A 7,066-nucleotide genomic window follows, 5' to 3' on the forward strand; every position below is an offset into this window, starting at 1 on the left:
TGCCCGTCGGCGCCGATCAGTCGAGACCGGCAAGGTGGAGCAGCAGTGATTTCACGTCGGTGGCCGCGAGACGGCCGTCGACAGCGCGGGGGGTGGAGCAGATGAGGAGCGGACCGTCGTCGTCGCTCGTGGGAAGGCGGCCGTGGCTGCCGCGAATAGGTGACGGGTCGAGGGGCACGACCGCCATGCGGTAGCGCATGCCGAGTTTCTTGCGGGCCAGTGCGCCCGCCGCCTTGACCTTGACGTACGGGTCGAGCGGATCCATGAAGAGCTCGACCGGGTCGTAGCCGGGTTTGCGGTGGATCTCGACGAGCTGCGCGAAGTCGGGCGCGTGGGCGTCGTCGAGCCAGTAGTAGTACGTGAACCAGGCGTCCGGCTCCGCGACGGCGACGAGTTCGCCGGAGCGCGGATGGTCGAGGTGATGGGTCTTCTTGCCCTCGTCGTCGAGGAGTTGCTCGATGCCGGGCAGGTCGGCCAGTGCTGCCCGGGTGGCGTCGAGATCTTCGGGGCGGCGCACGTAGACGTGGGCGATCTGATGGTCGGCGACGGCGAAGGCGCGTGAGGCCATCGGGTCGAGGTACTCCATGCCGTCCTGCGTGTGCACCTCGAGGAGTCCGGCGCGGCGCAGTGCGCGGTTGATGTCGACGGGACGGTCCACGCGGGTGATGCCGTACTCGGACAGGGCGACGACGGTACGGCCTTCAGCCCGGGCGTCGTCGAGCAGGGGAGCCATGGCCGCGTCCAGGTCGGCGGCCGCTTGCAGGGAGCGCGGGTCGTCGGGGCCGAAGCGCTGCAGGTCGTAGTCGAGATGAGGGAGGTAGCACAGGGTCAGGTCCGGGTGGCGGGTGCGCAGGATGTGGCGGGTCGCGTCGATGATCCAGCGGCTGGAGACGAGGTCGGCGCGGGGACCCCAGAAGTGGAAGAGCGGGAACGTGCCGAGTTTCTCGGTGAGTTCGTCGTGCAGGGCCGGGGGCCGGGTGTAGCAGTCGGGTTCCTTGCGGCCGTCGGCGTAGTAGATGGGACGGGGGGTGATGGTGATGTCGGTGTCGGCGCCCATGGCGTACCACCAGCAGATATTGGCGACCGTGTAGCCGGGGTGCGCGCGACGGGCGGCGTCCCACAGTTTGTCTCCGGACACCAGGCCGTTGTGCTGGCGCCACAGCAGTACGTCGCCGAGTTCGCGGAAGTACCAGCCGTTGCCGACGATGCCGTGCTCGGCGGGGTGGGTGCCGGTGAGGAAGGTGGACTGGGCCGCGCAGGTGACGGCGGGCAGAACGGTGCCGAGGTGGGCGCGTGAGCCCGACTGGCCGAGGGCTTTGAGGTGGGGCATGTGGTCGAGGAGACGGGGGGTGAGGCCGACGACGTCGAGGACGAGGAGAGGAGTGGGTTCGCTGGGTTCCGTGCCTTGGCTCGCGGACTGGTTCTCGGACTGGTTATCGGACTGGTTCACGGCAGCTCCTTCAGGCCGAGGTCCGTCAACAGGTCGCGGGCGAGGGTGAGTTCGGCGGCGATGCCGTCGGCGAGCTGAGAGCGTCCGCGTGGGCGCAGCTCGGGCGGGAGGGCCTGCCAGGTGTAGGTCTCGACCTCCAGATGGCGGGTGAGGGGGTGCGGGCCGCCGACCAGCCGGGTCAGTGCGTCCTTGAGTACGGGCAGCGTGGAGGTGAGGGGTGCGGCGGGGGCCGCGTGCAGCGGGACGTGGAAGTGGGCGCGCCACGGGGACGCGTCGGGCAGGGCGTCATCCTTGAGGGCTTCGCCAAGGTCGTCGGTGCCGGCGAGACCGGCAGCGGTGGCGCTGAGCGGCCTCGGTGAAGCCCGGTGCGGTTCCGCGCCCGCTTGAGGGGCCGCAGGCCCCGATAAGGGCGCGGGGCTGTCACATATGCGGCTCCGCCGCGATGGGGGAGCGACCAGCCACGACTGCGCCGCAGCCGAATCACTGCTCCCCCCAGCGGAGCGCTTGGTGCGGGTCTGGTGCAGGAAGCGGGGTTCGTCGAAGGCGGCGAGGGCCTCGCGGACTTCGGGGAGATGGGGGTGTTCGGCGTGCAGGGCGGCTGAGAGCTGGGACTTGATGACGGGGACGCGGGCGGTGGTCAGCGCGTCCAGGGCGGTGCCCGGATCTTCGAAGGAGGTGGCGAGGTGGCAGGTGTCGACGCAGATGCCGATGCGGTCGTGGCCGATCGCGGTGAGCGGGGCGATGGCGTCGGTGGTGGTTTCGACGATGCAGCCGGGCTCCGGCTCCAGACCGATGCGGATGGAGCGGCCGGTCAACTCCTCGAGCGCGTCGAGGCGTTCGGCGAGAGTGACGAGGGCCGTGTGGGCTTGCGCGGCACGGGTGTCGTCATAGGCGGTGCGCCAGGCGAGCGGCAGCGTGGAGATGCTGCCTTCGGTGACGTCGTCGGGGAGGAGGCCGGCGAGGACGCGGGCCAGGGCGATGGTGTGATCGAGACGTTCGGCGTCGGCCCAGTCCGGCTTGTACACGCGGTACTTGACCTCTTCGGCGCCGAATCCCTCATACGGGAAGCCGTTGAGGGTGACGACTTCGAGGCCTCGGGCGTCGAGTTCCGTGCGCAGCCGGCGCAGGGCGGACGGGTCCCTGACGAGGGCGTGGGCGGCGTCCTTGGCCAGCCACAGGCCGATACCGAGGCGGTCGCGGCCGAGACGGCGGCGTACGGGTTCGCAGTGGTCGCGGAGTTGGGCGAGGACGCCGTCGAACGTCTCGGCCGGGTGGACGTTGGTGCAGTAGGCGAGGTGGACGGTGGAGCCGTCGGGGTGCCGGAAGCGCATCGGTCACGCCTCCGGGGTCGCCGCGTCGGTGACAGGGGTGCCACGGAGGATCGAGTTGCCCTCATGGGTGGCGTCCGTGTCGGCGACGTCGAGGTCGAGACGGCCGCTGAGCCCGTAGAAGGCGACGGGGTTGCGCCACAGCACCTGGTCGACGTCGTCCTCGGTGAAACCTGCCTCGATCATGGCGTCGCCGACCTTGCGGGTCTTGAGCGGGTCGCTTCTGCCCCAGTCGGCGGCGGAGTTGACCAGGACCTTCTCGGGCCCGTACTCCCGCAGGACCGCGACCATCCGCTCCTCGTCCATCTTGGTGTCCGGATAGACGGAGAACCCGAGCCAGCAGTCGCCGTCCTTGGCCTCCTTGACCGTGGTCTCGTTGAGGTGGTCGACCAGCACCCGGTCCGGCGACAGCGCGGACTCCCGGACGACGTCGAGCGTGCGGCGCAGACCCGCCAGCTTGTCGCGGTGCGGGGTGTGGACCAGGGCGGGCAGCTCATGGTCGGCGGCGAGCTGGAGCTGGACGGCGAGTGCGGTGTCCTCGGCGGGGGTCATCGAGTCATAGCCGATCTCGCCGACGGCCACGACCTGGTCCTTGACGAGATACCGGGGCAGCTCGTCGAGGACCGGCATGCAGCGGGGGTCGTTCGCCTCCTTGGGGTTGAGGGCGAGCGTGCAGTGGTGGGCGATGCCGTACTGGGCGGCGCGGAAGGGTTCCCAGCCCAGAAGCGAGTCGAAGTAGTCGAGGAAGGAGGCGGGTGAGGTGCGGGGCTGGCCGAGCCAGAAGGCGGGTTCGACGACGGCTCGGACGCCGGCCGCGTACATGGCCTCGTAGTCGTCGGTGGTCCGTGACGTCATATGGATGTGGGGGTCGAAGATGCGCATCAGGACTCCTTGCCGGACGGGGTGCCGGGTTCGGGCGACGGTGCCGAAGCGGTGGGCGCGTCGGTCGCCGGGTTGTTCCCGGGCTCGGTCAGGGCCAGGACACGGTGCAGGTCATCGGGCACGGGACGGCCCGCGGCGGAGCGTTCGTCGGCGTAGTCGCCGAGCATGCGGGCGAGTTCGGCGTCCGCGTGGGCGCGGCGGGGCAGGTCGGCCACCGCATCGATGGGCACGCCTGTGAACAGGCACTTCAGGACCGCGTGCCGCCAGTTGTGGTCGTCCAGGTGCCGGGCGGCGTACGGGCCGACGGCGGCGGCCAGGAGGCGGGTGTCGTTGGTGCGCAGGGCGTCCTCGACGATCGGCAGGGCTTCGGGGCCCGGTACCAGATGGGGCAACGCGTGGAGGACGGCGCGGCGTTCGGCGGCGGTGCCCTGGCGGTAGACGCGGGCGAGGGTGTCGGCGTCGGGCCGGGCCGCGTGCAGGAGAAGCACGCGGGCGGCGTCGGCGTGCTCGGGTCCGCACCGGCGGCCCGCCTCGGCGATCCGCAGCTCCCAGACGGAGATGGGCCCGTGAGTGCCCGGGTGGGCGGCCGCCTCGTCCAGGGCACGGTTCAGCCAGGCGCGGGCGGTGGCGCCCAGCTGGGTGTTCAGGCGGGCGTGCAGGTCGGCGACGGCTTCCGTCGGTGTGGCGGAGGAAGCGCGGGAGGCGTTGTGGAGGTGGTTCACGGGATTCTCCCTTCGGAGGCGACGGAGCCCTCGCCGGGGATCGGTGTCTCATCGGGGATCGATGTCTCGTCGGGGATCGGTGTCTCGTCGGGGTCTTGGGAGGAGTTCGGATCTTGGGAGGAGTCAGGGTCGCTGTCGATGTCTTGGGAGTTGAGGGCAGCGGTCGCACGGCGCAGGAACTGGAGGGATTTCTCCGCGAGTTGGGGACCGGCATGGGAGTGGCGGGGCAGTTCGACGACGATCAGGCCCTGATAGGGGGTGGTGGCCAAGGCTTCGAGTACGGGTGGGAAGTCGATTTCTCCGTCACCGAAGGGCAGGTGTTCATGGAGGTCACGGCGCATGTCCTCGATCTGGACGTGGCGGAGCCAGGGGGCGGCGGCGCGTACGCACTCCGCGGGTGACAGGGGTTCGAGGCACTGGCAGTGGCCGACGTCGAGGGTGAGGCCGAGGGCGTCCGGGCTGCCGAGGGTCCGGCGGAGACGGTGGAAGTCGTCGAGGGTGGCGAGGAGGTGACCGGGTTCGGGTTCGATGGCGAGCGGGACGCCGGCGGTGACGGCGGCATCGAGGACGGGGGCGAGCGTTTCGGCGAGGCGCTTCCAGGCGGTGTCCTCGTTCGTGCCCTCGGGGGTTATGCCGCTGAAGCAGTGCACCGCGTGGGCGCCCAGGTCGCCCGCCACCTGGACGGCCCGGACCAACAGGTCGACACGGCGGGCCCGTTGATCCGGGTCCGGGTCCAACAGGGACGGGCCGTGCTTGCGCCACGGGTCGAGGACATAGCGGGCGCCGGTCTCGACGGTGACGCCCAGTCCGAGTTCGTCCAGCCTGCGGGCGACTCGGCGGGTGCGGGCCGCGAGGTCCGGGGCGAGCGGGTCGAGGTGCATGTGGTCGAGGGTCAGTCCTACGCCGTCGTAGCCCAGATCGGCGAGCAGGGAGAGGGCGTCGTCCAGGCGGAGGTCGGTGAGGCCGTTGGTGCCGTAGCCGTAGCGAAGGGGGTGGAGGCTCGGCTGAGAGCCGGCGGGGGCATCGGCTCTGGGCCTCGACTGAGGGCCGACGGGTGCATCGGCTCCGGGGCTCGGCTGAGAGCCGGCGGGGGCATCGGCTCTGGGCCTCGACTGAGGGCCGACGGGTGCATCGGCTCCGGGGCTCGGCTGAGGACTGGCGTGAGCAACGGTTCTGGGGCTCGGCTGAGGACTGGCGTGAGCAACGGTTCCGGGGCTCGGCTGAAGACTGGTGCGAGCATCGGCTTCGGGGTTCGGCCGAGAGCCCGTGGTCCGGAGGCTGGGTTGACGGCTCATGTCACGCTCACCTTCCGGGCGAACTTGCGGGCGGCCGGAGCGAGGGCGGCTGTCAGCAGGGCTGTGGTGAGGGCGCCGGAGCGGGCGGAGAGGGCGGCCTGGAGCGGGATCATGGCTCGGATGCCGCCGCCGACGGCCCGTTGTGTGAGCGGGGGTGACGGGTTGAGAGCGGCGTGGAAGAGGGGGCGGGCGCAGGTCGCGGCGTAGGCGACGGCGAGTGCTGTGCGTACGGCGTCTTCGGTGGTTGTCTGCGCGGGGCGTGCACCGAGGCTGCGGTCGGGGCCCGAGCCGGGGCTTGCGACGAGGCGTGGTGCAGCGCCTCGCCCGTGCCCCGGACTGCCCGGACTGCCCGGACTGAGGGCACTGATGGATGGCAGAGCTCTGAGAGGCCACATGGACCACAGGGGCCACAGAGTTCTGGCGAGACCGACAGCGGCGACCGCCGTCGAGCCGGTGCCTCGGCTCGACGCGGGCTCAGCGCCATGGGTGCCTTGGGTGCCATGGGTGCCATACGTTCCGGCGAGGCGCCTGCCGGAGCCGGTGTCCCGGCTCCCGTCAACCGCTTGGGCCGTTGCCCGAGGGCGGCGCGTCATGGCCCAGGCCAGCGCCGTAGTGGTGGCGAGGGCGGCCAAGGGGGCCGCGGGTGTGCCGTCCCGGGTTTCGTGGCGGGAGACGGCGGTGGTGGCCAGGGTGTGGGTGCCGAGAGCCAAGGCTGAGGGCCATGCGCCGCGCGTGTCACCCTTGGTGACTGCCGCGCCGAGGAGGAGATCCAAGGCGCGGGCGGAGGCCATCGCCACGGGGCCGGCGGCCGTGCGTTTGAGGAGCAGGTCGTAGGACCAGACGGTGGCTGCCAACGCCCCCGCCACCGCGAGCGGCCGGCGCCCCGCGCGGGCGGCCAGGCCCAGGCCTGCTGCCGTCAGGCCTCCGGCGGCCGCCAGTGCCGCGCGCGGGCTGATCCGGCCCGAGGGCAACGGGCGGTGAGGGCGGTCGACGGCGTCCTCGGTGCGGTCGGCCCAGTCGTTCAGGGCCATGCCCGCCTCGTACAGGCAGAGGGAGGAGCCGATGGCGAGCAGGGTGCGCGGGGTCGGGCGGGCTCCGGCCGCGGCGGCGCCCGCGAGTGCGTCGCCGGGGACGGTGAACAGCGCGGGGAGGCGGAGCAGTTCCACCCAGGGGTTCGTGCGAAGCGCTCCGCGGGAAGTGCGGTACGGCAAAGGGTGCGGGCCGTCCGTGGCTGGTCGTGCGCCGGCGGCGGAGCCGCCTATGTCACAGCCCCGCGCCCCTGATGGGGCGCGGCTCAGCACTCGACCGAGCCGCCGCCCCAGCCCCGCACTCAGCAACCGCCACCCGGAATCCCGGTCCGCCGACGCACCCGTCACCACACTCCGCCCC

5 protein-coding genes and 2 pseudogenes are annotated in these 7,066 nt (G+C 71.7%); all 7 read right to left on the reverse strand.

Features of this window, described 5'->3' with window-relative positions; all coding sequences use genetic code 11:
• Positions 1-16 precede the first annotated feature (16 nt).
• Positions 17-1,450: an alkaline phosphatase family protein gene (locus G5C60_RS10895; protein WP_165257453.1), complete on the reverse strand. Its 1,434-nt coding sequence runs from the start codon at positions 1,448-1,450 to the stop codon at positions 17-19.
• Positions 1,447-1,791: pseudogene (locus G5C60_RS54045) on the reverse strand (metabolite traffic protein EboE); the annotation flags it as partial. The gene G5C60_RS10895 and the pseudogene G5C60_RS54045, both read right to left, overlap by 4 nt.
• A gap of 165 nt (positions 1,792-1,956) precedes the next feature.
• Positions 1,957-2,781: pseudogene (eboE, locus tag G5C60_RS54050) on the reverse strand (metabolite traffic protein EboE); the annotation flags it as partial.
• A gap of 3 nt (positions 2,782-2,784) precedes the next feature.
• Positions 2,785-3,660: a TatD family hydrolase gene (locus G5C60_RS10905; protein WP_165257457.1), complete on the reverse strand. Its 876-nt coding sequence runs from the start codon at positions 3,658-3,660 to the stop codon at positions 2,785-2,787.
• Entirely contained in the window at positions 3,660-4,382 is a 723-nt protein-coding gene (locus G5C60_RS10910) for an EboA domain-containing protein (protein WP_338145772.1), read from the reverse strand. The genes G5C60_RS10905 and G5C60_RS10910 overlap by 1 nt, the downstream gene beginning before the upstream one ends.
• On the reverse strand, positions 4,379-5,263 hold the full coding sequence (locus G5C60_RS10915; protein WP_420907359.1) for a sugar phosphate isomerase/epimerase family protein: 885 nt from the start codon (positions 5,261-5,263) through the stop codon (positions 4,379-4,381). Before G5C60_RS10915 ends, G5C60_RS10910 begins: the two co-directional genes overlap by 4 nt.
• 410 nt (positions 5,264-5,673) lie before the next feature.
• Positions 5,674-6,843: an SCO3242 family prenyltransferase gene (locus G5C60_RS10920; protein ID WP_420907360.1), complete on the reverse strand. Its 1,170-nt coding sequence runs from the start codon at positions 6,841-6,843 to the stop codon at positions 5,674-5,676.
• Positions 6,844-7,066 lie beyond the last annotated feature (223 nt).

Source organism: Streptomyces scabichelini, assembly GCF_011045015.1.
GTDB classification, from domain to species: domain Bacteria; phylum Actinomycetota; class Actinomycetes; order Streptomycetales; family Streptomycetaceae; genus Streptomyces; species Streptomyces scabichelini.

Coding starts and splice junctions, on each gene's coding strand:
- G5C60_RS10905 (WP_165257457.1), bottom strand. CDS start 3,660: ATGCGCATCTTCGACCCCCACATCCATATGACGTCACGGACCACCGAC.
- G5C60_RS10915 (WP_420907359.1), bottom strand. CDS start 5,263: ATGCACCTCGACCCGCTCGCCCCGGACCTCGCGGCCCGCACCCGCCGA.